The organism is Microbacterium sp. K41 (genome assembly GCF_004794395.1).
GTDB classification, from domain to species: domain Bacteria; phylum Actinomycetota; class Actinomycetes; order Actinomycetales; family Microbacteriaceae; genus Microbacterium; species Microbacterium sufflavum.
Genome location: NZ_SSDO01000072.1, coordinates 1 through 2171, shown reverse-complemented (window position 1 = coordinate 2171; position 2171 = coordinate 1). Strand labels below are relative to the sequence as shown.

2 protein-coding genes are annotated in these 2171 nt (G+C 73.6%); one reads left to right on the top strand and one right to left on the bottom strand.

Annotated features, from left to right (window positions below; translation table 11 throughout):
- Positions 1 to 1354 (bottom strand): PucR family transcriptional regulator (locus DW309_RS01210; protein WP_136044305.1); only part of this gene is annotated, 1354 nt, incomplete at its 3' end.
- Positions 1355 to 1447: 93 nt separating this feature from the next.
- On the opposite strand from DW309_RS01210, the gene DW309_RS01205 reads away from it, so the two are divergent.
- On the top strand, positions 1448 to 2171 hold a 724-nt coding region (locus tag DW309_RS01205; RefSeq protein ID WP_205812576.1), incomplete at its 3' end, for an aminotransferase class III-fold pyridoxal phosphate-dependent enzyme.

The following is a 2171-nucleotide window of genomic DNA, read 5'->3' as shown; positions in this document are numbered from 1 at the left end:
CGTGCTCCAGCCAGACCCGCAGCGTGTGCTCGAGTCCGGTGCCGACCGCCGCGTCCTGCTCGCGCAGCGGCGCCAGGCGCGACTCCGCCACCAGCCGCGCCTCGTCGGTCGCCAGCGCCGTGAGGATGTTCGCACCCACCGTGTCCGCGTAGCGCACGACGGCCGCAGACGCGGGTTGCCGCAGGGCCGTCAGCGCCTGGGCGTGCGCACGGGAGAAGACCGCGTAGCCCTCGGGGCCGGAGACCCCGATGCGGATGCCGAAGCGCTCGGCGACTTCGTCCAGCAGCCCCTCGTCGCCCGAGGACACGCACATCGTCAGGCCCTCGGGCGACTCCGCCAGGAACGACACCGTGCCGTGGTCCGCCCGGCGCCGCTCCCACCAGTCGACCAGCGGTCCGGCCGGGGCGTCGGCGGCGACCGCCACCACGATCGGTGCCGGAGGGAGGGTGCCGAGCACGCGGCGGGCGAGCGCGGGGTCGTCGGCCAGCAGCGACTGCAGCAGCTGGGTGTGCAGGCGGCGACGGCTCCTGGCGAGCTGCTCGCTCTGCTCCAGCGCCAGTCCGGCCATCGCGATCACCGAGGTCACGACCGACCGGGCCTCCGCGTCCAGCGTCTCGGCGGCGACCGCGATCACCCCGCGCAGGTGCCCTCCGCGCCCGACGGTGAAGAGCATGAAGGTGTGTGCGTCGATCGTGAGCGACTGCCCCGCCTCCAGTCCACGGCCCAGGATCTCCAGCACGCGGTCGGCGAGCAGATCGAGCGTGGCGGTGTCGACCGCATCACGCGGATGGGCGAACAGCAGCGCCCCTGCCGCGTCGTACATGGCCGCCCAGACGTCGAGCCGGCGGCCGAGCTCCGCGACGATCGCGTCGAGGCCGCGCGGGCGGAGGGCGGCGAGGGCGAGCGCGCGCTGCGTGTCCAGCGCCCAGGAACGGCGGGCGTACGCCTGGGCCGCGATGGCCTCGGAGTGTGCGCGGGCGACGGCGATGAACGGCGTGCGGTAGGGCACCTCGAACAGGGGGATGCCGTGTGCGGCGCAGGCGGCGATGAGCTCGTCCGGGATCCCGGAGCGGTGCACCTCGGTGCCGAAGCCGAGCCCGAGCACGCCGCGGTCGGCCAGCCGCCCGACGTAGGAGGGGATGTCCGCGGCGCCGTCGAACTGCGTGCCCGTGGTGAGCAGCGCCAGATCCTCGGACAGAAAGGGCGTCGGGTCTGCGAGGTCGGAGCCGTGCACCCACCGCAGCGGCCGGTCGAGGGCGCCGTCGGGCAGCGCGTGCTCGTCGGACACGAGCGTCAGGCCGAGGTCCCTGCGCTGGAGCAGGGACCGCAGCGTGGGGGCGTCGGTGGGGGCCATGGGCTTCCGGTTTGTACGAGGTGGCGAATCCGCTGCTCAGATTGTACAAGCCGGCGAATGCGACCCTCCCGGCGGCGGTCGTACGCTCGCGACATGGCACTCCTCGACACCGCAGCACCCGCAACCCCCCTCGGCGGCCCCGACCTCCCGCAGGAGCGTCGCCTCGTCACGGAACTCCCGGGCCCGCGCTCGGCCGAGGTCCTCGCCCGCAAGGCCGACGCCGTCGCCGCCGGTGTCGGCCACACCGTGCCGGTCGCCGCCGTCGCCGCGGGCGGCGGAGTGGTCGTCGACGCCGACGGCAACTCGCTCATCGACCTCGGCTCCGGCATCGCCGTCACCACGGTCGGCAACGCGCACCCCAAGGTCGCCGCGGCCGTCGCCGCGCAGGCCGCGCAGTTCACCCACACGTGCTTCATGATCTCGCCCTACGAGTCGTACGTCGGGGTGGCCGAGGCGCTGAACCGGGTCACCCCCGGCGACTTCGCCAAGAAGAGCGCGCTGTTCAACTCGGGCGCCGAGGCGGTCGAGAACGCGATCAAGATCGCCCGCAAGCACACCGGACGCCAGGCCGTCGTGGCGTTCGACCACGGTTACCACGGCCGCACCAACCTCACGATGGCGCTGACGGCCAAGTCGATGCCGTACAAGAGCGGCTTCGGCCCGTTCGCCCCCGAGGTGTACCGCGCCCCGATGTCGTACCCGTTCCGCGACGGCCTCGAGGGCGCAGAGGCCGCGGCCCGCGTGATCCTGCAGCTCGAGAAGCAGATCGGCGCGGACAACCTCGCCGCCGTCATCATCGAGCCGATCCAGGGCGAGG